This window comes from Myxococcus sp. CA056, assembly GCF_013336715.1.
GTDB lineage: Bacteria > Myxococcota > Myxococcia > Myxococcales > Myxococcaceae > Myxococcus > Myxococcus llanfairpwllgwyngyllgogerychwyrndrobwllllantysiliogogogochensis.
Window position 1 is genome coordinate 113,914 of sequence record NZ_JABUMT010000009.1, and the last position, 22,929, is coordinate 136,842.

At 69.1% G+C, this 22,929-nt stretch carries 21 protein-coding genes; 9 read left to right on the top strand and 12 right to left on the bottom strand.

What is annotated here, in order from left to right:
- Positions 1 to 147: 147 nt before the first annotated feature.
- Both HUA76_RS29960 and HUA76_RS29965 read right to left on the bottom strand, forming a co-directional pair.
- The gene (locus HUA76_RS29960; protein ID WP_174462760.1) at positions 148 to 1,578 is read right to left on the bottom strand and encodes a PLP-dependent aminotransferase family protein; all 1,431 of its coding nucleotides are present in this window, start codon (positions 1,576 to 1,578) and stop codon (positions 148 to 150) included.
- 583 nt (positions 1,579 to 2,161) lie between these two features.
- Positions 2,162 to 3,133 (bottom strand): zinc-binding dehydrogenase, encoded by a 972-nt coding sequence (locus tag HUA76_RS29965; RefSeq protein ID WP_174462761.1) that lies wholly within the window; start codon positions 3,131 to 3,133, stop codon positions 2,162 to 2,164.
- Positions 3,134 to 3,290: 157 nt separating this feature from the next.
- Between HUA76_RS29965 and soxR the strand changes: the two genes are divergently transcribed.
- A complete protein-coding gene (gene soxR, locus HUA76_RS29970) occupies positions 3,291 to 3,758 on the top strand; it encodes a redox-sensitive transcriptional activator SoxR (protein WP_141643923.1) in 468 nt (155 codons plus the stop codon).
- A gap of 9 nt (positions 3,759 to 3,767) precedes the next feature.
- Here the strand turns inward: soxR and HUA76_RS29975 are convergent, their stop codons facing one another.
- Positions 3,768 to 5,603, bottom strand: a complete 1,836-nt coding sequence (locus HUA76_RS29975; RefSeq protein ID WP_174462762.1) for a M4 family metallopeptidase — start codon at positions 5,601 to 5,603, stop codon at positions 3,768 to 3,770.
- 124 nt (positions 5,604 to 5,727) lie between these two features.
- A complete protein-coding gene (locus tag HUA76_RS29980) occupies positions 5,728 to 6,333 on the bottom strand; it encodes a peroxiredoxin-like family protein (protein WP_174462763.1) in 606 nt (201 codons plus the stop codon).
- A 68-nt stretch (positions 6,334 to 6,401) separates the two neighbouring features.
- On the opposite strand from HUA76_RS29980, the gene HUA76_RS29985 reads away from it, so the two are divergent.
- On the top strand, positions 6,402 to 7,031 hold the full coding sequence (locus HUA76_RS29985) for a TetR/AcrR family transcriptional regulator C-terminal domain-containing protein (protein WP_174462764.1): 630 nt from the start codon (positions 6,402 to 6,404) through the stop codon (positions 7,029 to 7,031).
- Between the two features lie 55 nt (positions 7,032 to 7,086).
- Here the strand turns inward: HUA76_RS29985 and HUA76_RS29990 are convergent, their stop codons facing one another.
- From HUA76_RS29990 to HUA76_RS30000, 3 genes are all read right to left on the bottom strand, one after another.
- Complete coding sequence (locus HUA76_RS29990) at positions 7,087 to 7,527, bottom strand: GFA family protein (RefSeq protein ID WP_174456438.1); 441 nt, start codon at positions 7,525 to 7,527, stop codon at positions 7,087 to 7,089.
- Between the two features lie 67 nt (positions 7,528 to 7,594).
- Positions 7,595 to 8,161 carry a hypothetical protein gene (locus HUA76_RS29995; RefSeq protein WP_174462765.1) on the bottom strand — a complete coding sequence of 189 codons (567 nt, stop codon included), beginning with the start codon at positions 8,159 to 8,161 and terminating at the stop codon, positions 7,595 to 7,597.
- 47 nt (positions 8,162 to 8,208) lie between these two features.
- On the bottom strand, positions 8,209 to 9,021 hold the full coding sequence (locus HUA76_RS30000; protein ID WP_141643916.1) for an AraC family transcriptional regulator: 813 nt from the start codon (positions 9,019 to 9,021) through the stop codon (positions 8,209 to 8,211).
- Positions 9,022 to 9,189: 168 nt separating this feature from the next.
- Between HUA76_RS30000 and HUA76_RS30005 the strand changes: the two genes are divergently transcribed.
- Together HUA76_RS30005 and HUA76_RS30010 are read left to right on the top strand one after the other, a co-directional pair.
- Positions 9,190 to 9,936 carry an SDR family oxidoreductase gene (locus HUA76_RS30005; RefSeq protein WP_174462766.1) on the top strand — a complete coding sequence of 249 codons (747 nt, stop codon included), beginning with the start codon at positions 9,190 to 9,192 and terminating at the stop codon, positions 9,934 to 9,936.
- Positions 9,937 to 9,959: 23 nt separating this feature from the next.
- Positions 9,960 to 10,835 carry an NAD(P)-dependent oxidoreductase gene (locus HUA76_RS30010; RefSeq protein ID WP_174462767.1) on the top strand — a complete coding sequence of 292 codons (876 nt, stop codon included), beginning with the start codon at positions 9,960 to 9,962 and terminating at the stop codon, positions 10,833 to 10,835.
- 9 nt (positions 10,836 to 10,844) lie between these two features.
- Here HUA76_RS30010 and HUA76_RS30015 read toward each other — a convergent pair whose 3' ends face one another.
- Complete coding sequence (locus tag HUA76_RS30015; RefSeq protein WP_174462768.1) at positions 10,845 to 12,050, bottom strand: serine hydrolase; 1,206 nt, start codon at positions 12,048 to 12,050, stop codon at positions 10,845 to 10,847.
- 171 nt (positions 12,051 to 12,221) lie between these two features.
- Here HUA76_RS30015 and HUA76_RS45710 point away from each other — a divergent pair, with 171 nt between their 5' ends.
- From HUA76_RS45710 to HUA76_RS30030, 3 genes are all read left to right on the top strand, one after another.
- Positions 12,222 to 13,358: a leucine-rich repeat domain-containing protein gene (locus tag HUA76_RS45710; protein WP_254614571.1), complete on the top strand. Its 1,137-nt coding sequence runs from the start codon at positions 12,222 to 12,224 to the stop codon at positions 13,356 to 13,358.
- A 148-nt stretch (positions 13,359 to 13,506) separates the two neighbouring features.
- Positions 13,507 to 15,966: an ABC transporter permease gene (locus HUA76_RS30025; RefSeq protein ID WP_174476682.1), complete on the top strand. Its 2,460-nt coding sequence runs from the start codon at positions 13,507 to 13,509 to the stop codon at positions 15,964 to 15,966.
- Between the two features lie 90 nt (positions 15,967 to 16,056).
- Entirely contained in the window at positions 16,057 to 16,656 is a 600-nt protein-coding gene (locus tag HUA76_RS30030) for a hypothetical protein (protein WP_174456445.1), read from the top strand.
- Between the two features lie 84 nt (positions 16,657 to 16,740).
- Here HUA76_RS30030 and HUA76_RS30035 read toward each other — a convergent pair whose 3' ends face one another.
- Positions 16,741 to 17,259, bottom strand: a complete 519-nt coding sequence (locus HUA76_RS30035) for a DUF3224 domain-containing protein (protein WP_254614572.1) — start codon at positions 17,257 to 17,259, stop codon at positions 16,741 to 16,743.
- A gap of 90 nt (positions 17,260 to 17,349) precedes the next feature.
- Between HUA76_RS30035 and HUA76_RS46550 the strand changes: the two genes are divergently transcribed.
- Positions 17,350 to 18,180 (top strand): helix-turn-helix transcriptional regulator, encoded by an 831-nt coding sequence (locus tag HUA76_RS46550; protein WP_174462770.1) that lies wholly within the window; start codon positions 17,350 to 17,352, stop codon positions 18,178 to 18,180.
- 138 nt (positions 18,181 to 18,318) lie between these two features.
- On the opposite strand, the gene HUA76_RS30045 is transcribed toward HUA76_RS46550, so the two are convergent.
- From HUA76_RS30045 to HUA76_RS30055, 3 genes are all read right to left on the bottom strand, one after another.
- Positions 18,319 to 19,293 carry a PD40 domain-containing protein gene (locus HUA76_RS30045; protein ID WP_174456447.1) on the bottom strand — a complete coding sequence of 325 codons (975 nt, stop codon included), beginning with the start codon at positions 19,291 to 19,293 and terminating at the stop codon, positions 18,319 to 18,321.
- A 114-nt stretch (positions 19,294 to 19,407) separates the two neighbouring features.
- Positions 19,408 to 20,193 carry a LytTR family DNA-binding domain-containing protein gene (locus HUA76_RS30050; protein WP_141643908.1) on the bottom strand — a complete coding sequence of 262 codons (786 nt, stop codon included), beginning with the start codon at positions 20,191 to 20,193 and terminating at the stop codon, positions 19,408 to 19,410.
- Positions 20,190 to 21,236, bottom strand: a complete 1,047-nt coding sequence (locus tag HUA76_RS30055; protein ID WP_174456448.1) for a sensor histidine kinase — start codon at positions 21,234 to 21,236, stop codon at positions 20,190 to 20,192. The genes HUA76_RS30050 and HUA76_RS30055 overlap by 4 nt, the downstream gene beginning before the upstream one ends.
- Positions 21,237 to 21,423: 187 nt before the next feature.
- Between HUA76_RS30055 and HUA76_RS30060 the strand changes: the two genes are divergently transcribed.
- On the top strand, positions 21,424 to 22,926 hold the full coding sequence (locus HUA76_RS30060; RefSeq protein ID WP_174462771.1) for a hypothetical protein: 1,503 nt from the start codon (positions 21,424 to 21,426) through the stop codon (positions 22,924 to 22,926).
- The last annotated feature ends 3 nt before the right edge of the window (positions 22,927 to 22,929 follow it).

The window sequence follows — 22,929 nt, forward strand, 5'->3', positions numbered from 1 at the left end:
ACGCGTGTCGCCCTGTCCTTCGGCACCCTGGCTTCGCGCATGGCGCTGCCCTGAAGGGCCCTCTTCCGACCTCCGGCGTCGGGCCCGGGGACCTCCAGTGCAGGCCACGTGCCGCCATGAAGTTCGTCAGGGCCGCGAGCCCGGTGGTTACCGCGTCGCCGCGAGGACCGCGGCCAGCCGCCGTACGCCTTCGTCGATCCGGTTCACGGGAATGCTCCCGTACCCGAGGACGAGCCCTTGGGGAGGTGTGGGGGCGGTGGAGAAGCGAGACAACGGATACACCGCGATGCCCTCCGCGTTCGCGGCGCGAGCGACTTCGTCGGCGTGCAATCGCTCGTCCCGGAACAGGGCACACAGGTGGAGCCCAGCCACCGATGGAGCGGGCTCCGCCCAGGTCCCCAGGTGGCGCTCGATGGCGCTCACCAGTCGATCACGGCGGGACTGGTACTCCTTCCGGGCCCGGCGGACATGCCGCGCCAGCAGCCCTTCTTCCATGAACCGCGCCAGAGCGGCTTGAGTCGTGAGGGGACTGTGCCAGTCCGTCAGGGCCTTGGCGGCTCGCAGCGCGGGACGAATCGAGGGCGGGGCTATCAGGTACCCCACCCGAAGTTCCGGCAGCAGGGTCTTGGAGAACGACCCCACGTAGATGACTCGCCCGCCTCGGTCCAGGCTCTGGAGTGGCTCCAGCGGTCGGTCGTCGAACCGGAACTCGCTGTCGTAGTCATCCTCGATGATGGCTGCCCGACGACGTTCCGCCCAGGAGAGCAGCGCCATCCGCCGCGCCAGGGACATGGGCATGCCGAGCGGAAACTGATGGGACGGCGTGGTGTAGACCACCGCCGCGTTCTCCGGCAATGCGTCCACCTCCAGCCCTTCCGCATCCAGCGGCACCGGATGAACCCGCGCCCCCTGTGACTGAAACAGCAGTCGCGCCATGGGGTAGCCAGGGTCTTCCATGGCCACCACGGCGCCCGGCTCCCACAGGACGCGGCCGATGAGGTCCAGCGCCTGCTGGGTTCCGTTGGTGATGAGGATGTCCTCGGCTGTCGCCTGAATCGACCGGGCGACTCCTACATGCCGCGCGATGGCCTGCCTCAGTCGGAGCAGCCCGGAGGGCTCCTGGTAGAGCGCCTTGCGGTTCTCCGCTGAATGCAACTCCCGAGTCACCAGCCTGCGCCAGGCGGCGAACGGGAAGAGTCGCGCATCCGGAATCCCGGCGCGAAAGTCGAAGGCGGGTTTTCGCGCCGGGCGTTCCGGTCCCACGGTGACTCGGTCCCAAACGGGCAGAGGGCGGAGCCCCGTTCCGGACAGGGCGTTGCGTCGCTGTTCGGCTGGCGCTATCGGCGACCGAACGAAGGTGCCCGAACCCACGCGAGCGGAGAGGAAACCCTCCGAGGTCAGTCGTTCATAGGCGGCGGTGACGGTATTGCGCGAGACCTTCAGTCGGTCAGCCAGCTCTCGCGTGGGAGGAAGGTTGTCGCCACTTCGAATGCGACCCTCGAGAATGGCATCCCTCAACTGGCGGTAGAGCTGCGTGGCAAGCCCGTGTCGTCCGGAGACCGTCAAGTGGAGGTCCATCGCGGCCATCCTCATTGGACCCTTGGAAAGGGTCAATGTGTGGACACCTATGGGTCCACTGCGTCGGGAGCGTGGGTCCTCCGTTGAATCCAGAGTGCGGCCCGTGCCCAGGTTGCCCGGCGGTCGAACTCCTCCGCCCGCCACTGGGTGGAGACCATCGTCCCTCGGCCCTGGAACCGTCGAACCACTCGCACGTGGGGGGCCCAGCGCACGAAGCGTCGAAGGTCCTCTTCGCTCTTCCATACGGAAACCGACCCGGACCTTCGGCCCAGGACCTCAAACCACAACCACGTTCCCACCGCGCCCTCGAGCTGTGGCCAGGCTTGTCTCAGCTTCGAGCCCTCCCACCAGATCGCCGGTATGTCTCGGATGTATGCGGCGGTGAATTCGGTCACGCTGATGAGTACCGGGCCCGGCGCTACCTGCGCACCCCCGGCCTTCCACCGACTTCTCCTCATGAGTCACTCCTCCTGATGGTGTTCCAGGGTGGAGGGCGGATTGGCTCTACTCAAGGGCCAATCCGGAGAAGAATGAAGGATCCAATTGACGGCGTTCGCCAGCTCCGGCCCACAGGGCCCGCCGCTCAAATCAGCAACAGCGCCTTGCCGGTGATGCTTCGGGCCGTGAGCGCCGCATGGGCGTCCCCTGCCCGCTCCAGGGGGAAGGCCTGCCCGATGACCGGCCGCAGCCGTCCCGCCACGGCCAGCGCCAATGTCTGCTCCGTCAACCGCTGGCGCTCCGGCAGGGGGAACTGGACCTGCTGAATGCCGCGCACCGAGATGTGCCGCCGCTCCGCCTCGGCCGTGTCGATTTCGGCGAACCCACCACCAGGTGCCCCGTGCGCGGAGAACTGTCCTCCTTGCGCCGTCACCCCGAAGGCCGTCTGGCCCAGCTCGCTGCCAGCGCCGTCGAACACCACGTCCGCGCCCCGCCCGTCCGTGGCGTCCAAGACCTGCTGGCCCCAGTCCGGCCGGGAGTAGTCCACCACGACGTCGGCGCCGAGCTCACGGAGGAGTTCCAGCTTCCGCTGCCCCCGCGCCGCGCCGATGACCCGCGCTCCTGCCGCGTGCGCGAGCTGCACCAGCAGGACACCCATCCCTCCCCCCGCCGCGGTGACGAGCACCCACTGTCCCGGACGAATCGCCGCCTTCTCCATCAGTCCCAGCGCGGTGGGACCATCGGACCGGAGCGCCGTCGCGTCGCGCAACTCCAGCCCGTCCGGCACAGGGACCATCTTCCGCACCGAGACGACAGCACGCTCCGCATACCCCCCGCGCTCCTCCGTGTTGGCGATGACCCGCCGACCCACCCAGCCCGGGTCCACGCCCTCGCCCACCGCGCTCACCGTCCCACCCACGCCGAAGCCCGGCACGTAGGGCGGGTCAATCTTGAAGAACTCTCGTCCCCAGCCAGTCCGAATCTGCGTCTCGACGAAGATGATGTCCGCGAAGGAGACCTCCACGAGGACCTCACCTGCCCCGGGCCTGGGCTCGGGCACCTCACGGGGTTCCAACACCTCCGGCCCACCGAACCTCGACACCTGGATTGCGCGCATGCGTTTCACCCTCCATGGCCGCGCGGACACGGCGGAGCCAGGCGGCGAGACACCATGTCCCGCCCGCCTGCCCGCTCGTGACTCGAACGCCGCACGCCAGGAAATCTGCGACTTCAAGTGCACTTGAAGTCAAGGCGAAGTGCGCGCATATCGAGGCATGGACGAGTCGCTCACGATTGGACAGCTGTCCCGGCGCACCGGCGTCGCGACCTCCGCGCTGCGCTTCTACGAGGAGCGGGGCCTCATCCACTCCGAGCGGACCTCCGCGCGCCACCGACGCTTCGCCAGGCCCGTCATCCGGCGCGTGGCGTTCATCGTCTTCGCCCAGCGCGTGGGGCTCAGCCTCGAAGAGGTCGGCCGGGAGCTCGCCAGACTGCCCGTCGACACCGTCCCAGGCCGACAAGACTGGGCTCGGCTGTCCGGGACGTGGAGTCAGCGCATCGACGAGCGCATCGCCGAGCTCGAGCGGCTCAAGGCGGGGCTGACAGGGTGCATCGGCTGCGGCTGTCTCTCATTGGACCGCTGCCGCTACGTGAATCCAGGAGACCGGGCCGCCGCACAGGGGCCCGGTCCACGCTTCTGGGTCAGGGCTCCGAAACACGAGCCACCGACCCAGGAGCGATGAAGCGGACGGCTACTTCACACCCACCGCGGCCCAGCTCTCCAGCACCTTCGCGGCCTCGACGGAGTCCTTGCCGTAGAGGTCCTGCGCCGCCTTGAGCGTGGCCTCCTTCGCCTGGGCGAAGTTGGTCTGCGGCGTCATGTAGAAGCTCAGGGCGCGGGAGTAGATCTTCAGGCCCTTCTCGATGCCGATGCCGTCCTTCACCTCGACGTTGGAGGTGCGGTTCTTGCCGCCCTCGGACAGCAGGAAGAAGGCGTTGTTGGCGATGCCCGAGTTGATGTGCACGCCGCCGTTGTCCTGCGAGCCCTTGTAGCGCTTGGAGTAGTGGTCCGGCGACATGCCGTCGCTGGACGGGTTGCTCAAGTCACGCAGGCCGTCGGTGGGGTCGCCGTTGTTCGGGGTGAACGTGTCCTCGCCCACCGTCCAGTCGAACTTGACCGCGTCGTTCTTCTGGCTCGCGTGCCACTCCACGCCCACGCCCATGATGTCGCTGAACGCCTCGTTGAGGGCGCCCGACTCGTTGCGGTACTCGAGGCCCGCGGTGCGCTCAGTCAGACCGTGGGTGATTTCGTGGCCCGCGATGTCCAGCGTGGTGAGCGAGCCGAACTGGTCGCCGTCGCCATCGCCGTAGTTCATCTTCTCGCCATCCCAGAAGGCGTTGGCGAAGTCGTTGCCCACGTGCACGTCGGAGATGAGCTTCTCGCCCTTGCCGTCGATGGAGTCGCGGCCGAGCACTTCCTTGTAGAAGTCGTACGTCGCCTGCGCGCCGTACTGCGCGTCCACCGCGTCCTTGGTGCGCGCGGAGTCGGTCGCCTCGCCCCAGACGTTGTTGGCGTCGGTGACGGGGGCGTGGACGCCGTCCTGCCTCGGGTCATCCGGGTTGCGGTTGAGCGCGTCACGCGTCAGCACACCCCCGCCGCGCGAGGTGTCCTCCAGCGTGAACGTGCCGTCCGCGTTCTTCGTGCTGCCGATCTCCACCTTGCCGCTGTACTGGGTGGTGTCGTCCGCCTTGCTCGCCGTGGGCTCCGTCGACGGCCCGGTGGGCGTCGTCGGCTCGGTGGTGCCCGCGAGGGAGGGCCGGGCGTGCGCGGGGCCCGCGCCGTGCGCGTGGTGACCCACGCCGCCCATCTGGTTGTACTGCTCCATCACCTTGCCGGTGTTCGCGTCGACCAGGTAGTGCATGCGGCGCGGGTCCTTGCCCGGGCCCACGTCCGTCGTGTTGCTCAGCTCCACGTGGTACGCCGCGCGGTACTCGCCGCTGGCATCCTTGAAGATGACGCGCTCGGAGACGGGCTTGCGGTCCGTCGCGCCGCCGAACTCCTTCTGGGCCACGGACAGCGCGTCCTGCGCGCTCAGCTTCGTGGGGCTCTTGCCCAGGCCCGCGGGGATGGTGGACACGTCGCCGGTGACGCTGTCGACCTTGCCCTCGCGCGTCAGGTGGCTGACCACCTGCTCACCAAAGACGGGGACGCCCTCGCTCTTGCGGTCCATGCGCACGTGCGTCATGCCCAGGTCGTCCTGCTCCACCGCGCGCGGCGCGAAGTCCGTGGCGTTGACGCCCGGCCTGCCGGCCAGCAGCTGCGAGACAGTGGGCGCGCCCTGCTTCTGGAGGTAGTCCACCGTCGTCTGGATGGCGGCCTTGCTCGACTCGCTGTCCAGGGCCACGGGACCGGACTTCACCGGCGGGGCCAGCGGCGCGGCCGGCTTCACCTGCGCGGGACGCACCGGCGCCTCGAACGTGGAGCCCTCGGCGAAGCCCACGGCCTTGTTCTTCACCTCCGCGGTGACGGGCCGGGAGTCAGCGGGACGCGTGACGGGAAGCTTCGGGAGGTCGGCGCGAATCTTCATGGTGGGGGTGCCCAGAGGTTGAAGTACGGCTTGCGTAGGTATTCTCGATTCCTGCGAGCCCGGGTTGTGTCTCCGTAAGAGGAAACCGCACACACTTCCCGTCGGTGCGTCCAACCCCCTGGAATCACTGCACTGGGACGGGCTGGAGGCGCGTGGGAGCGGGGCGGACCTGGGCCAGCAGCTCGTCCACGGACCACTGGTCGTCCGCGTGCTCGCCGTACTTCACGGCCAGTATTTCCCCCTCACTTCCAATGAGGAAGTCCGCGGGCAGCCCCAGCCGCCCTCCCGCCGGGAGCACCGGTGGGGCCGGATGCCGCCCGGTGAAGAAGTCCCCGAAGCCGTTGATGAGCGCCCGGAGGAGCCCGCCCCAGACCCGAGGGTCCAGGAGCGCCCGGGGCGCGGCCTCCACGCCGTACTCCCGATAGAGGCGTCGTCGAGGATCACCCACGAGGGCGAACGGGAGGGCCCCCTCATAGGTGCGCAGCTCCTCCGCGCTCGAGTGGAAGACGACGACCTCCCGCACCCCCACCGCCTTCAGCTCCTCGTGGCGTCGCGCGAAGGAGCGCAGGTGCAGGTGGCAGATGGGGCACCCGGCGAAGCGCCGGAACTGGAGGTGCACCGTCATCCCCGGCTCGGGGATGCGGACCGTCCCTCCAGAAACAGTCTCCAGCTCCCTCGCGGTGAACTGCTCCCCCACGGACCACTTCCGGCCTTCCGTTCGCGCGGACATCTCTTCCTCCAGCGTAGGAGTACGTTGTACTCCTAAACTAAGAAGGTGCCCCTTACGCTGTCAATCGAATGCCCCGTCCCCGCTCGCTCACTCCGTCAGCCATCGCCTCCGCCGCGCTCACCGTCATCGACCGGGAGGGGCTGGACGCGTTGACCATGCGCTCCGTGGCGAGCGCGCTCGGCATGGGCACCATGTCGCTGTATCGCTACGTGGAGGGCCGCGAGGCGCTGGAGTCGCTGGTGGTCGACACGGTGATGCGCGACATCGAGCTCCCCGCCCCGTCGTCGAGCGCGCGGTGGACGACCCGGGTGATGGGGCTGATGACGCGCGTGCGGGAGGCGGTCGTCCAACATCCCGCCGTCGCGCCCCTGCTGCTCACGCGCCGCCACTCCACGGAGGGCACGCTGGCGTGGGGTGAGGCGCTCCTGGGCCTGCTGACAGAGGGAGGCTTCGACGGCTCGGCGCGGGTCATCGCGTTCCGCACGCTGGTGAGCTACGTGTTCGGAGCCGTCCAGCTGTCGCACCTGGGCTCTCTCTCCGGCGACGGCACGGCCGCGCTCGCGGAGCTGGATGCGGCCACGTATCCGCTCCTCCGGGAGACCGCGCAGCGCGCGCGGCGCATCACACCGGAAGAGGAGTTCCGACGCAGCCTGGAGGTCATCCTGCGCGGACTCGAGGAGGCGGTGGCCCGCCGATGACTCCGGGGGCCAGGCGTGTCGCCCTCCGCGTGGGCGACACAGGGGTGGTGGCGAATCAGGCGGTGGGGCGAAGCGGCCACGGCTGGTTGCTCGGGCCGGCCTCCCAGTTGTTGTAGCGGCCATCCCAGTACTGGACGGTGAGCTTGGAGACGTCCACGCCGTCGAGGCAGCCCAGGTTGATGGAGCGGAAGTGGCCGCCCATCTCCTCGACGAAGCCTCCGCCGTAGCACTGGATGCCGCAGTGCTTGCAGAAGCGGCGGTAGTTCTGGCTGTCACCCACCCGGTACTCGCCCGTCTCGCTCTCACCCTGGAGAACGCGGAAGGCGCTGGGGGGCATGGAGGTCGTCGTCGTTCCCACCTTGGTGCAGACGGTGCAGTTGCAGCGGTTCACCGGCTCCGCGAGGTCGAACTCGGCCTCGAAGCGCACGGCGCCGCAGTGACAGCCGCCGACGTACTTCTTGAAGGTGGGGGACTTCTGGGGGGCGGTCTCGCTCATGGTGGGTTCTCCTCGGTGCGGCGTGTTGATGGAGGGAGTTATGAACCCTGCCAGTGACAGGTGTATGTCAGGTTTCCGCGAGGCCCCCCGCTCGCCGGGCCTGACGCAGGAGGTCGAGCAACTCCCCCTGTGCTTTCTGACGCGCGGGCTTGTCCTTGGAGCCCAGGCCCTGGTGCTCCAGCCAGGCCGTCACCATGGCCTGGCTGGCCCCCCTGGCTCGCGCCCAGGGGTCCGTCTCCTCGTCGACTTCACCCGTCGTCACGGCGGCCCACACCTCGGCGAGGTGGCTGGCGGCGTCGGCGAACGCGGCGGCGGCGGGCTTCCTGGCGAGAATCGACGCATTGCGCACGTCTCCCAGTTTGCTCGCGACGATGTGGGCCTGCCGGGGATGCGCCCCCGAGCGGGCCTGGGCGAATCGCTCCGCCGCGGGCTTCGCGTCCTGGATGTGCTCGGCGCACAGGCTCAGCCATGCCGCGCACGTCTGGAAGGCCCGCTCGTCGGGGAAGTGGGCCACCACCCACCCCAGCAGGGGGGAGAGGTGCTCGGCGCGCGCCCAGGCGTCCTCGGCGGAGTCGAAGTGGAGGTCGTTCGCCTGGAACAAGGCGAGCAGTTGCGTGGTGGGCGTCTCTGACATGGTGGACCCGGCTCTACGCCGCGCCTCACCTCACGGGCAACGTGGAATCACGCGCGCGAGCGGACGATGGCGCCCGGTGTCACTCCCAGGACCCGGCGCATGCACCGGGACATGTGGCTCTGGTGGGAGAAGCCCGCCTCCAGCGCGACCTGCCCCGTGGGCAGCCCACCGCGCAGCAACAGGGTGCGGGCCCGCTCCACCCTCCGTTGAATCACATACTCGTGGACGGGCAGTCCCGTGGAGCGCTTGAAGAGCGTCTTGAAGTGCGACGCGCTGACACCCGCCACGCGTGACAGGCTCGCGAGGGAGAGGTCTTCCTCCAGGTGCGCCTCCACGTAGTCCGTGACTCGCTGGAGCTGGGACGCGGGAAGCCCGCCGCGCGCCTCGGCCTGGGTCCGGTACCGGGCCAGCAGTCGCGCCGCGAGCGCGAGCCCCAGGCTCTCCCGGTAGAGCAGCCCGTTGGGGAAGTCCGCGCGGGACTCCGCCTCCAGCGCCCAGGCGATGTGCTCAATCTGCTCGTCGCGGAAGTGGTGGCGCGATTCCAGCCCCACCCGGTCCGGGTCCAGGCCCATGTCCTCGGCGGCCATCCGCAAGAGCGAGTGGGGCAGCCGCAGGTCCACCGCCGTGCTCGCGTCGTCCTCCACCCAGGTGTCCGACACGCCGGCGGGCATCAGGCTGAGGTCGCCCCGCGTGCGCAGCGAGCGGATGCGGCTGGAGTGACAGGCCACCCGGACGGGGTTGCCGGAATGGATGCTGATGAAGTGGTCCGCGCTGGCGGCGTGCAGAAAGTCACCCACGGCCGTCACGCGCATCTCGACACCGAGGCTGATTCGAGGAGTTCGTCGCGCGTGCTCGCTCATGGCGCCCGAATATAGGGGCCACCGGCTTTTCGTGCTCCCGAATCATCCGCGCGTGCGCGACCCGCGCGGGGGCCGTCGGTATTCCTTTCCCACATCCAACACGACGTGGCCGTCCGGTGGCGCTCGCCGCGCGGCCACGCCTCCAGCCAGGCGTCCGGAGTCATGCACATGGGCAGGTATTCAGGGAAGAATGCGGTGGTGACCGGGGGAACCGCGGGCATCGGACTCGCGACGGTGAAGGCGCTGCTCGCGGAGGGCGCGGAGGTGCTGCTCACCGGGCGCAACGAGCAGGGCCTGGACGCGGCACGCAAGGAGCTGGGTCCCCTGGCGCACGTGGTGCGCTCCGACACCGCGAGCCTGCGCGATATCGACGTGCTGGCCTCGCTCGTGAAGGAGAAACTGGGCTCGGTCGACTTCGTCCTCATCAACGCGGGCTACTCGAAGTTGCGCCCCTTCGACCAGGTGTCGGAGGCCGAGTACGACGAGACCTTCGGCATCAACACCAAGGGCGCGTTCTTCGCCGCGCAGCGGCTGGCGCCTCACGTCCGCGAAGGCGGGGCGTTCGTCTTCACCACCTCCGTGGCGGACGAACTGGGTGCACCGGGCATGAGCGCCTACGCGGGCGCGAAGGCGGCGGTCCGCGCCTTCGTCCGCGTGCTCGGCGTGGAGCTTCTGCCCCGAGGCATCCGCGTCAACGCGCTGAGCCCCGGCTTCACCCGGACGCCGACGTTGGGCGTCACCGGCGCCACGCCCGAGGAGGTGGCGGCCTTCGAGAAGGAGGGCGAGGAAATCACGCCCATGAAGCGCATCGGCTCCGCCGACGAAGTGGCGCGTGCGGCGCTGTTCCTCGGCTTCGAGGCGACGTTCACCACCGGCGCGGAGCTGCCCGTCGACGGCGGCCTCTCGCAGTTCTGATTCGATACAGGAGACACACGAACATGAAGCCCAACATCAGTGTCATCGGCGCGGGCCGCATGGGCTCCGCGCTCATCAAGGCGTTTCTTCGAAGCGGACATGTGACGACGGTCTGGAATCGCACGCGGGCCCGGTGTGAACCCCTGGCCGCGTTGGGCGCTCGCATCGCGGAGAGCGTGCGGGACGCGGTGCACGCCGCCGACATCGTCGTGGTGAACGTGAATGACTACGACACCAGCGACCACCTGCTCCGTCAGGACGAGGTGACCCGGGCGCTGCGCGGCAAGCTGCTCGTGCAGTTGACGTCCGGCTCCCCTGCCCTCGCGCGCGAGCAGGCGGACTGGGCGGCTCGGCACGGCATCGACTACCTGGACGGCGCCATCATGGGCACGCCGGACTTCATCGGCCAGCCCGAGGGAACGCTCCTGTACGCGGGCCCCGCGGCGCTGTTCGAGAAACACCGGTCCACGTTGCTCGCGCTCGGAGGCAACCCGCGGCACGTGGGCGAAAACGTGGGCCATGCATCCGCGCTCGACAGCGCGCTGCTCGTCCACATGTGGGGCTCCCTGTTCGGCGTGCTGCAGGCCGTGGCCATCTGCCGCGCGGAGAAGCTCCCGCTCGAGACGTTGGCGACGTTCGACAAGGCCCTCGCCCCCGTCGTGGATGGCGCCGTGGCGGACGTGTTCGCCCGCGTCCAGCGGGACTCGCTGGGCGCCGACGAGGAGACCCTGGCGACGCTGGAGACCCACAACGTCGCGTTCCAGCACCTGCTGGACCTGTGCAAGGAGCGCGGCATCCACGACGGCATCCCCCGGGCCATGGATGCGCTCATCCAGGCGGCCCTGAAGGCGGGACACGGGAAGGACGACTTCGCGGTCCTCACCCGCTTCCTGCGCTGAGCCGGGCGCTCACCGCGTGACGCCATAGACGGCGTCGCGCACCACCTTCGGGAAGGCACCGAACATGCCCTCGAACGCGGTGTTCGTCAGCGCGACGATGGTGAACTGGTTCACCGGGTCCACGAACCACGTGTGCCCATACGCGCCCATCCACTGCCACGTGCCCTTCGGCTGAGGGCTGCGGGCCAGACCTGGGTCCACGAGCACGCCCATGCCCAGCCCGAAGCCCCAGCCAGGGGCCAGCGTCGCGGCCTGCACGCCCACGCTCTCCGTCGCGAACGCCTCCACCGTGCTCGACTTCAACACGGGCGTGCCGCCGGTGCGCAGCGCCTCCAACAGCTTCAGGAAGTCCTCCGCCGTGCCCACCATGCTGGAGCCTCCCGCCGCGAAGGAGCGCGCATCGAAGACGCGGTCGGGCACGAAGGGCACGTTGCTGGGCACGCAGCTCACCCAGTGCTCCTTCCCCATGCGCACCGGCTCCGGCTTTCCGTCACCGTACGGCGTCGCGAGCCGCGCAGTGTCCACCACGTGAAAGCCCGTGTCCTTCAAGCCCAGCGGACCGGTGACGAGCTGCTCCACGAGTTGGGGCAGCGTCGCATCCGCGGCGCGGGCGAGGACCTCTCCCAGCACATCCGTGGCGACCGAGTAGCCCCAGCGCGTCCCAGGCACATAGGACAGCGGCACGGAGACAATCCGGCGCAGGTTCTCCTCCATGGAGAGGCCCGGCTGGTCCAGGCCCGAGGAGACGTTCGCTCGGTGGTACGGCCCATCCTCGGACTCCATGATGGAGTACGTCAGCCCCGCCGTGTGCGTCATCAGGTGGCGCACGGTGATGACGGGCTCGCTCCCGTCCTCCAGCTTCGGGCGGAAGCTCGGAATCCACCGCGTCACGGGGTCCTCGAGCCGCAGCACGCCCTGCTCCAGCAACGCCATCGCCGCCACGGACACGTACTGCTTCGTCAGGGACGCCAGCCGGAACAGCGCGTCGTCGCGCATGGGCGTACCGGCTTCACGGTCGAAGAAGCCCGCCGCGCGTCGATAGATTTCCTGGCCATTCCTGGCGACCATCACAACGGTGCCCACGATGCGCTTTTGCGCGAGCGCCCAGTCGATGCCCGCGTCCACGCGCGCCGCGAGCGCGGGCTCCCGCGCGACAGCGGGCCCTCGCGGACCGGCTCCTGCGTCAGGTGACTTCTGGGAAGTGGGCGCGCTCATGAAGGTCTCTCCGGAGATGCGAGTCGAGGCTGGGACCATGTCCCCCGGAGATGACAGGGGAGTGTCAGCTTTCTTCGGCATCTCACCATCGCGGGGCTCTCCTCTCCAGCGCCCTTGCTGGCCCGCTGACGGGGCGGTAGGGAATCGGGGCCACCACCGAGCCAGGACCCCATGGCGCAAAAGAAGACCGCCGCCCCTCGTGCCACTTCGAAGAAGACGTCCGCGGCTCCCGCCGTCGCGCCCGAGGTGACCTGGCAAGCCTTGGAGCAACAGCTCCGGGACACGTTGGGCCAGGACGCGGTGGGGCAGTACCCGGCGGACCTGGAGCCACTGCACATGACCTTCGAGCAGGCCCCCGACACGACGGGCATGCTCCCGGAGGCGTATCAGCGATTCACCGAGGCGCTGGGCTTTCGCTGGGTCACCACCGGAAAGAAGGCGCTGGCATTCCTTCCGCCGCGCTGGCGCGTCCAGGCGTCCCAAGGCATGGGCGTACCGGAACGCTCGTGGACCCAGGTGCGCGAGGAACGAGAGGCGGGCCATCACGCCTACCGCTTCCTGATGTTCGCGTCCGAGGACCTCCATGACGTCAATGGCTACTGCTTCGGCAAGAGCGAGCACGACGACTCGCTCGTCGTCTGGGAGGTCGAGGACAGCCTGCCCCTGCGCGAGCTGGGTCCCTTCACGCCCTGGCTCGCCAAGAAGCTCGCCCCCCTGAGCAAGGCCGTGGCGAAGCCGCCTCGCCGTGGTGCTCCCACGGGACTGGGAGACCCGCTCGGCCTGGAGCAGGAGTCACACGGAGAAGTGTCCGCGCGAATCCAGGAGCAAGCCGCCGCCGACATCCTCGGCACGTTCCCTCGGGACACCCGGTCCATCCTGCTCCAGGAGCGGCGGTTGGGCGTGCTACCGGACATGGTCCGGGAGTTCACCGCGCTGGAGCAACTGACCCTCATGGACGCGCAGCTGACGCGAGTGTCCCCCGCGCTGGCCCGGCTCACGCAGCTCACACAGCTCGACCTGTCCTGGAACAAGGGGCTGGACGCCCTTCCTCCCGAGCTGGAACACCTCCAGAACCTCGAGTCACTCACCCTGGACCGCACGGGACTTCGCGTCGTTCCGGAGTGGATTGGACGGCTCCCGCGCTTGAGCGCTCTCAGCCTCAAGGCCACGCCCATCACCACGCTCCCAGCGTGGGTGTCACGGATACCGAACCTCAAGTCCCTCGACGTCTCGCTCACCTGCCTGCCCTCGGAAGAGGTCGACGCCTTCAAGCACACGCGCCCGGAGTGCCAGGTGCGCTTCCCCTGAGCGGCGTTCCAGAAATGGGAAGCCACTTCCCAGGGACGGGCAACCCGGAGCGAGAGAACCTCGGGGCGTCACTCGACACGCCCTGGTAGAGGGATGGCGCGAGCCTTGCTTCGGAGGCTGGGCCACCGCCTTCGCCCCCGGAGGGGCCTTGTCCGACATCACCCAAGACCTTCGCCTCGCAGTGAGGATGCTCGCCAAGCACCGGGCGTTCACCGTCGTCGCGGTGCTCACGCTGGCGCTGAGCATCGCGGCCAACACGGCCATCTTCAGCGTGGTCAACGCGGTGCTGCTGTCGCCCCTGCCCTTCCCCGAGCAGGACCGGCTGGTGCTGGCCTGGACCCGGCTGCCGAGCCAGCCTCGGTGGACCGTGGCGCCCGCCAACTTCCTCGACTGGCGTGCACAAGGCGACGTGTTCGAGGAGCTCGCGGCGTTCTCCCACATCGGCGTCAGCCTGTCCGGGGACGGAGCGCCCGAGCGCCTGCGCGGCGCCAGCGTGTCCGCCAACTACTTCCAGGTGCTCGGCGTGCGAGCGGCCCTGGGCAGCGCGTTCCAACCCGTCGCCGAGGAGACGGGGCCTCGCCACGTCGTGGTGCTGAGCCACGGACTGTGGCAGCGCCGCTTCGGCGCGGACCCGCGCATCATCGGCCGGGACGTGCGCCTCGAGGACCGCGACTACCAGGTCGTCGGGGTGATGCCGGAGCGCTTCACCCTGCCCAACATCGGACCGAAGACCTCCGCGCCCGCGGATGCGCCCGAGCTGTGGATTCCCGCGCCCTCGCACGACATCCCGCAGCTCGGCTCGGATGGGACGCTGGACCTCAGTCAGTCCCGAAGCACCACGTACCTGCGCGTGCTCGGGCGGCTGAAGCCCGGCGTGACGATGGAGCGCGCGAGCGCGGCGATGGGCGCCATCGCCCAGCGACTGGAGCAGGAGTACCCCGCGAGCAACGTCCACTCCGGCATCACCCTGGTGCCCTTGCGCGAGCAGATTCTCGGCGACGTGCGGCCGGTGCTGTGGGTGCTGCTGGCCGCGGTGGGGCTCGTGATGGCCATCGCCTGCGCGAACGTGGCCAACCTCTTCCTGGTGCGCGCGGCGGCGCGGCGACAGGAGATGACGGTGCGCGCGGCGCTCGGCGCGGGGCGCGGGCGGATGATTCGGCAGCTCCTCACGGAGAGCGTGCTGCTGGGCCTGCTCGCGGGCGCGCTGGGGCTGATTGTCGCAGTGTGGAGCATGGACGTCCTGCTGAGCCTGATACCGGCGGAGCTGCCCCGGCTCGACGAGGTTCGCGTGGACGCCCGGGTGCTGGCCTTCGCGCTGAGCATGTCGCTGGGCACCGGCATCCTCTTCGGCCTGTTGCCCGCGCTCCAGGCCTCGCGGCCGGACCTCGATGGCGTGTTGCGACAGGCGGCGGGCGGCAAGCTCGTGGGAGGCGGTCGCTCGCGCGGCGCGCTCGTCGTGGGCGAGGTGGCGCTGGCGGTGGTGCTGCTCATTGGCGCGGGACTGTTGCTGCGCAGCCTGTGGCGACTCCAGGACGTGGACCCAGGCTTCCGCCAGGAGTCCGCGCTCACGTGGACCCTGGCGCTGCCGAAGGAGAAGTACCCGGACGAGGCGCGACAGGGCGCCTTCTTCCAGCAGGTGGTGGAGCACGTGTCGATGCTTCCCGGCATCCGGAGCGCTGGCGCGGTGACGGACCTCCCGCTGGGTGGTGCCGACATCTGGTTCGGCCTGGAAGTGGAGGGACGCGCGCCCGCGACTCCCGAGGAGCGCTCGAGCGTGGGCTTCCAGGTCGTCACGCCCGGCTACTTCGAGTCGCTGGGCATCCCCGTGCGCCAGGGGCGGGACGTGACGAGCACCGACACCCGTGAGTCACAGCCAGTGGTGGTGCTGAACGAGACGGCCGCGCGGCTCCACTTCCCGGGGACGGACGCGGTGGGGCAACGCGTGCGCGTGGGTGATGCGAGCACGCCCTGGCTCACCGTGGTGGGCGTGGTGGGTGACGTGCGGTACGACGGGCCGACCCAGGAGACCCGACCGGAGGCATATCTGCCCGCGCTCCAGCGCTCGCTGTTCCTCATGTCCTTCGTCGCGAGGACGGAAGGCGACCCCATGGCGCTGGCCGCCTCGGTGCGCTCCACCGTGGCGTCGCTGGACAAGGACCTGCCCGTGGGCGTGACGCGGACGATGGAGCAACGCGTGACGGAGTCCACCGCGCGGCCTCGCTTCGTGTCCATGCTCGTGGCGGTGTTCGCCGTCCTGTCGCTGCTGCTCGCCAGCGTGGGCCTGTCCGGCGTCATGGCGTACACGGCGCGTCAGCGCACGCGGGAGATTGGCATCCGCATGGCGCTGGGCGCGCGGCCCTCGGACGTGCTGCGCATGGTGCTGAGCCAGGGCCTGCGGCTGGCGCTCGGAGGCGTCGCGCTGGGACTGGTGGGCGCCTGGGGATTGACGCGCGTGTTGTCCAGCCTGCTGTTCGGCGTCAGCGCCACGGACCCCGTCGTCTTCGGCTCGCTGTCGCTGCTGGTGGCCGTCGTGGCCCTGCTGGCCACCTGGCTGCCCGCGCACCGGGCCACACGGGTGGATCCGCAAGTGGCCCTGCGAAGCGAGTAAGCGCTGAATCTCCAGCATTCGCCCGGGCCCCGGAGGACGAGGAGGCCCGCGGTGCTTGAGGCCCTGGGGGCGCTCGTTAGAGTGCCTCGCATGGCTGACTCCTTCGACCCCATCGACAGCGCCCGCGCGAACATGATTCTCGAGAGCCTCCTCGAGACGCCTTTCAGCGAAGACGACGAGCACCTCCAGTTCGCGCTGCGCCAGGGGGACCTCACGTTCGAGGGTGACTTCGAGCTGGAGCCCAATGACGTCATCATCGTCGTGGGGAACCTGACCGTGACGGGCTGCCTCGCGGACCAGTTCTACAACGAGGACGACTTCTCCAAGCTCTACGTCATGGGGAACCTGCGCGCGCGGGACATGGTCTGCGGCTCGGAGGTGCGGGTGACGGGCAACCTCGAGGTGCAGAACGTGCTCTACGCCAACTCGTTCGACATGGACACGCTGGGCGTGAGCGGGAAGCTCAGCGCGAAGGTGTTCATCGAGGATGGCCACCAGGTGGAGTTCGGCGCGCTCGACGTGGGCGCGCTCATCTCCGACGACGAGACGTGGCGGGAGGTGAAGCCGGAGGCCGTCATTGGCGGCTTCGAGACGGTGCTCCAAAGCCACGTCCTCAGTGAGGACGGACAGCTCGTCCTCGGCGAGTCGCTCCATCAGGAGCTGAAGGCGGGGCGCTCCGTCCTGCGCTGAGCGGACCTGCGCGCCTCGGGCCTGGCGCCTTTCACCGGAGCCGGGGAGCCGGGGAGCAGGAATGCCCGGCTCCAGGTGGGACGCTCACGGCGAGTCGGGGAGCGTGTACTCGAACACGTAGCTGTGGGCGCCCTTGTCGTCGATTTGAATCTGCATCGAGCCGGAGAGCCCCTTGAGTTCGTCCGTTCCAGAGTCGGGGACGACGAGGATGGTGAGCTCGGACGCGCCGCGCGTCATGCGCCCGGTGTGATGGATGGAGAAGCTGCCCTTGCGCCCCTGGAGGCTTCCGGTGACGCGCTCCATCGCGACATAGGCGCCCGACTTGCCGTCATCCATCGTCGCGAGCATCTGCCCCACCCCCGTGCCCTCCAGCTCGCCGTGGTACCGCTTGTCAATGGACAGCCGTCCGATGGGCGACGACGCCGAGCCCTCATCCGGGGCCATGGGCTTCACCTTGACGTCAAAAGGCCCTTGTACACGCTTCGTCATGTTCGTCTCGCTCCCTGTCCGTGGGGGAACCGTCGCCTGACTGCCCGCGCATCCCTGTGCGAGCACGGCGCCGAGCGCCCACGCCAACAACATCATCATCCCGGGCTTCATCATGCGCTGGCCCCTCATCGAGTGGCCCACCAGATACAGGTGCCTGTTCCGCGCCGATTGCAAAAACGCGACACGCCGACAGAATGCCCGCCGGTGAGCCGCCCTCGCATCGACGCGCCCCGTGGCGTCCTTCAGCGCCCCGCCCCCGAGGGCAGGATTGCGCACGAGCGCTTCGCTCCCTCCGCTGACCTGGAAGCGTTCATCCAGCACTTCTGGACGGTGCGCTGGGATTTGCGCGGCGAGCCGCCCCTGCTGGCGGAGACCCTGCCCCACCCCTGCGTGCATCTGGTGTTCGAGCGGGGACAGGCGCGCATCGCGGGCGTGCAGTCACGCCGGTTCCACCGCAGGCTCCAGGGACAGTCGTGCGTGTTCGGCATCAAGTTCCGTCCCGCCGCCTTCCAGCCCTGGCTCAAGGCCCCGCTGTCGCGCCTCACGGACCGGACGGTGAGCCTGCGCTCCGTGTTCGGCCAGGAGAGCATCGCGCTCAAGGACGCCATCCTCGCGGAGCCGGACGTGCGGCGGTGCATGGTGCTGGCCGAGGACTTCCTGCGGCCTCGAATGCCCGCCATGCCCGAGCCGATTGCGCGGATGCGCGACCTGGTGGAGCGGCTCGCCGTGGACGCGTCCCTCACGCGGATGGAGCAGGTGGCGGCGCTCGCGGGGCTGGAGCCGCGCAACCTCCAGCGGCGCTTCAGCGCGGCCGTGGGCGTGAGCCCCAAGTGGGTCATCCAGCGCTATCGCCTGCACGAAGCCGCCGAGCAGCTCGCGCGAGCGGACGCGCCCGACATGGCGAGCCTCGCGCTCCAGCTCGGCTACTTCGACCAGTCCCACTTCATCCGGGACTTCAAGGCGCTCGTGGGACGCGCGCCCGGGCAGTACGCCACGCAGGCCGCCGCCGCACGTGGGAAGCGCGCCTCGCGATAGGCGCGCGGCACATCGCCGGCTGAATCCCCCCCGACGAAACAGCGAGGCGAGCGTGGAGTGCCCCTGCGCCACTCCCCGCCCGCCCCGCCTTGCTTCACGTCAAGAGAGCGCCGCCCCGGGTGGCGGTCTCCCTCGCCGTCACTGGAACAGCAGGCAGTAGGTGTCGAGCTGGTAGAAGTCCGACGGCACGAACGGCGCCCACGTCTGCCGCACGAAGTAGAGGTGACGCCCGTCCACGCTCAGCGAAGGGTGGAACTCGTCCTTCTCCGTGTTCACCGCCGGCCCCAGGTTGATGGCCTTGGTGAAGCGCCCCCCGACGTTGATGCTCGCGTACAGGTCTCCCAGGCCGTGACCCTCCGGACGGTTCAGCGAGGCGAAGATGAGCACCCGGCCGTCCGCGGAGATGTGCGAGTTGTACTCCCAGTAGTCCGGGCTGTTGACGCCCGTGCCCAGCTTCTCCGCGGGGGCGTAGCCGGGGCCGCGGCGCTCCGAGCGGTAGATGTTGAAGTCCGAGTCGAACGTGCCGCTGGCGAAGTACACGGTCCCATCACGCGTCGCGCTGACGTAGAGCTCCTGGCGGTCCGAGTTGACGTTGGGGCCCAGGTGCTGCGGCGCGCCCCAGCTTCCATCCGCCTGCTTGTGCACCACCCACAGGTCCGAGTCCGCGCGCTCCTCGGTGCCCGTCACGGGACGGGTGGACGAGAAGAACAGCGAGTTGCCGTCCGGCGTGAGGAACGGGTCGGTGTCCAGGTACGTGCCGGAGAAGGACACCAGCTGTCCGGGGGTGAAGTGGCCGTTCACCTTGTGCGTCTCGTAGATGGCCTGGAACGGCGCCTCCGCCGCATCCACGTGGTAGTACGCCGTGTTGCCGTCCGAGGAGAAGGTGAGCCGGTACTCCGAGCGGTCCGGGAGGGAGACCTCTCCCGGCGCGAACATGCTGCCGCCCGCGGGGCAGGTCAGGAACCGCAACGACTCGCTGGACACCTCTTGCGCGCCGAGCGCCTCCGCCACCTTGGCGGACTCAGGCTCCTGCGCGGCGCACGCCATCGTCATGGAGGACATGGCGACGAAGAGGCCAAGAGACCACGACTTCCCAGGGGTGAATCGATTCATGCGACGTCTCCTTGTGTTGGAGACACAGTCGCCCGACCTCCCGAGACTCGCGATGGAGTTGTGACGAACGGTGGAGGTCCTGGGGCCAACGGTGGAATCGCCGCCCCACCCCGCTCAGGAGGGCAGGTCCAGGGCCCGCTGGAGCCTGGCGCGGTAGCTCCGACCGGACGTCAGCTTCGTGCCATCCCTCAGTGTCAGCACGAACTCGCCCGGGGGCAGCGGCTCCACTTCCTCGATGCGGTCCACGCGGACGATGAGCGAGCGGTGCGCGCGCACGAAGTCCTTCGGGTCCAGCTTCGCCTCCAGCGCGTTCATCGTCTCGCGCGCCAGGTACGACTGCTTCCCCAGGTGGACGGAGACGTAGTTCCCCTCCGCCTCCAGGTAGTCGATGTCCTCCACGCGAAGAAACCGCATGCGCCAGCCCACCTTGGTCACCAACTTCGTCGCGTAGGGCTCCGACGTGGGAGGCAGGCGCTGCGACAGCGACTCGAGCCGCTCGATGAGATCCGAGTCCAACTCCATGGCCCCGGTGCGGCGGCGCTCGCGCACCCGCGCGAGGCTGAGGCGGAAGCGCTCCCTGTCGAACGGCTTGAGCAGGTAGTCGAGCGCGTTGGCCTCGAACGCCTGCACCGCGAAGTCCCGGTGCGCCGTCACGAAGATGACCGCCGGCTGCTGCTCCTGGGCCACCGCGCGCAGCACGCCGAAGCCGTCGGGTTCCGGCATCTGCACGTCCAGCAAGACCAGGTCCGGACGCTCCCTGCCAATGGCGGCGATAGCCTCCACACCGTCGCGACACTCGCCGATGACGGCCATGTCCGACTCGTCCGCGAGCAGCTCCTTCAGTCGCTCCCGGGCCAGCGGCTCATCGTCGACGATGAGCACGCGGATGGGCGGAGTCATGTCGCCGGCTCCGTCCGGAAGGGAATGGCCAGGGACACCAGCGCCCCACCCTCCGAGCGTCCGCGCAGCTCCAGCCGGTGGTCCGGGCCATAGAGCTGGACCAGCCGCTCCCGCGTAATCCACAGGCCTTTGCCGCCCCCCGAGGTCCTGGGCGTGGTCGCCTCGCGCAGCCCGACGCCGTCGTCGCGGACCTCCAGGAGCAGCGCCGAGCCCTCACGCCGGGCGGACACCGTCACCGTGCCCGGGGCGGAGCGGGGGGCGATGCCATGCTGGATGGCGTTCTCCACCAGGGGCTGGAGCAACAGGTGCGGCACGTGGGCGCCGAGCGTGTCCTGCTCGATTTCGTGCTTCACCTGGAGCCGGTCCGTGAAGCGCACGCCCTGGATGTCCAGGTAGAGCTGGAGGGTGCGCAGTTCGTCCCGCAGCGTCACCTCCTCGCGGCCCGCGGCATCCAGCGTGCCCCGCAGCAAGTCACTGAGCCTAGCAATCATCCGCTCGCTGCCCATCGGGTCCCGGTGCACCAGGGCGGAGATGGAGTTGAGCGTGTTGAAGAGGAAGTGCGGGTGGAGCTGGGACTTGAGGACGTGGAGCTGGGCGCGGGCGAGTTGGGTGTCCCGAAGCCGGAGCTGCTCGGCGTAGTAGATGGCGTGCGCCACGCCCAGGAGCGTCAGGTAGATGAACGGGTTGTAGAGCAGCGCGTGCTCGAGGACGGCCGTGTAGGCGGGGGGCGCGTCGTACCAGTGGAAGTACGGGTCCAGCGAGTAGATGACCGTGGCGCGGAAGAACGAGACGGCGAGCGCGCCGCCCACATGCAGCGCCAGACGGGAGCGCCAGCGACGCCGCTCGAAGGGGAAGCGCAGGCCGTAGTACACGACGGCGATGGTGACGGGCGCCCACAGCGCGGTGGCGAAGCCATCCGTGAGCAGCGCATGAGCCCAGGACACGCCCCGCACCGAGTGCGCCTCACTGGAGGCGGCAAGCCCCTGCAAGGTCCAGTAGGCGAAGGCCGCCACCCACAAAATCCAACCGCGTCCGCGTGACATGCCACCCAAGGTACACGGACTCGCGTCGGCTTTCACATCCACGCCGGTCTCCCCTCTGAAGGCCAGGCTCGCGGGCCCGAGTGAGCAGGCAGGTCAGCCCCGCGACCGGGGGCGATTGAAGGATGTCGGACGGAGTCCATCTCCGCCTGACTTCCCTTTGTTGCGGCAATCAAGTGACAATAGACACATGTCACTTTTCCGTACGCTCTTCGTCTCGCTCGCCGTGGTCCTCATGGGGTGCTCCGCGTCGTCCGATGATTCGGGAACGGAGGACCCTCCAGACACGGGGTTCGTCGAGGTGGCCGGCGACGACGCGGGAACACAAGACGCGGGAGCACCAGACGCGGGGACTCAGGATGCGGGAACGCAGGACGCGGGTGGAGGGCCCACCGACAGCCTCGCGGGGCTGACCCGCATCGCCAGCGCCGAGTACCAGTTGTTCTACCTGGTGAACGGTCGGGTGTTGGGCATCGGCTCCAACCGCGCCGGGCAGCTCGGCGTCGGCCACGCCAACCCATACAACCAGGTCCCGCCCATCGACATCGCCCTGCCCGCGGAGCTGCGTTTCAAGGACGTGGCGGGCGGCGGTTTCCAGAGCGTCGCGCTCGACGTCCAGGGCCGCGTCTGGACCTTTGGACAGAACCTCTACGGCCAGCGGGGCGACGGCACCACGAACGACTACCCCAACCGCACGACGACGCCGAACAACGGCCAGCCGTACCTCATCCTCCAGGACGCCACCGGCGCGACGTTCGACAACGTCATCGCGGTGCGCAGCGCGCTGCTGTTCAACATGGCGCTGAAGGCGGACGGCTCCGTCTGGGTCTGGGGCATGAGCGGCAAGGCGATTGGAGACACACTGGGCATCGCGGGAGACGGCAACACGGAGCCGCGCAACATCACCCGGCCCGTGCGCGTCCCGCTGCCGCAGGGCGTGCGAATCACGAGCTTCACCACGAACGACAGCAGCATCTTCGCGCTCGATGACACCGGCAAGGTCTGGGCCTGGGGCGGCAGCGCCGCCGGTGAGACCTTGGGCAGGGGCAACAACCCGGACTATGCGCGACCGAATTCGTTGAACATCCCCGTCAAGGTGAAGGAACTCGCCGCGGGAGGTGCCCGTTGGGTTGTCGCGCTCGACGAGAACGGAAGCCTGTGGGGGTGGGGCCTCGAGGGGACGTACCTGGGGCTCGGCCCACCGCAAGGCGGTTGGTACCCGGTGTCCACGCCCGTGAAGTTGTCATTCCCGGAGTTCGGTACGCACAAGGTCGTCCACGTCTCCGCGAGCGGCCACGTTACCCATGTGATTCTGGACGACGGAACTCTGTGGGGTTGGGGCGACAGCGCGCTGGGCGAGGTGGGCAATGGAGCGATGCTGGATTTCGCCACCTACCACTCCCCATACAACTGGGACTGGGGCAAGTACGAGAAGATGGTCTTCCGCCCCGTGCAGGTGGCCCCGGGCGTTACCTTCACGGCCCTGCACAACACCGCGCAGTCGTTCTACAACTACGCTACCGCGACGGACGGCACCATCTACTCCTGGGGCCGGAACAAGACGGGCGTGCTGGGCAACGGCGTGCGGCCCACCGGTGACGTGGCCGGCCGCCCCGACAGCTGGAACGTGGCCACCGCCACGCCCGTGCCCGCGCACCTGCTGACCACGGGCACCGACACGCCGTCGAAGTAGCGC